General features: G+C 43.8%; 1 protein-coding gene. It reads right to left on the bottom strand.

Annotation, left to right across the window (positions count from 1 at the left end; genetic code table 11):
• Positions 1–375: 375 nt before the first annotated feature.
• A partial coding sequence (locus tag H7U22_RS22960) for a hypothetical protein (RefSeq protein WP_222621952.1) occupies positions 376–555 on the bottom strand: 180 nt, incomplete at its 5' end.

Raw genomic sequence — 555 nt, 5'->3', positions numbered from 1 at the left:
TCCCCTCTTGAGGGGTGCCTGCAAGGCGTGGTGGTTTTTTACTGTTCGTTTTTTTGCTGTTCGAGATGTTAGCGTAGCGCATCCCGTACTATATATAGAACTGGATTTGTAATCAACCATTTTTTATAGGGATTGCATTTCCTTCAGTAAAGTAGTGAAATTTGTTTACTAGCTGATTTTTCTCTCCGAAAAGGGGAGATTGCTTTGGCTCGCTCATCTCCGGCCTCGCAATGACGAATTTGGTTTAGTCGATGGGTTTTATTCCCCTCTTGAGGGATGCCTGCAAGGCGGGGTGTTTTTTGCTGTTCGTTTTTTTGCTGTTCGAGATGTTAGCGAAGCGCATCTCGTACTATATATATAGAACTGGATTTGTAATCAAGCATTTTTATAGGGATTGCATTTCCTTAAGTAGAGTAGTGAAATTTGTTTACTAGCTGATTTTTCGCTCCGAAAAGGGGAGATTGCTTTGGCTCGCTCATTTCCGGCCTCGCAATGGCGAATTTGGTTTAGTTGATGGGTTTTATTCCCCTCTTGAGGGGTGCCTGCAAGGCGGGG

The organism is Pedobacter fastidiosus (assembly GCF_014306625.1).
Classification (GTDB): Bacteria; Bacteroidota; Bacteroidia; order Sphingobacteriales; family Sphingobacteriaceae; genus Pedobacter; species Pedobacter fastidiosus.
Note: the sequence above shows the minus strand (reverse complement) of the source record. Positions and strands in the feature narration are given on the sequence as shown.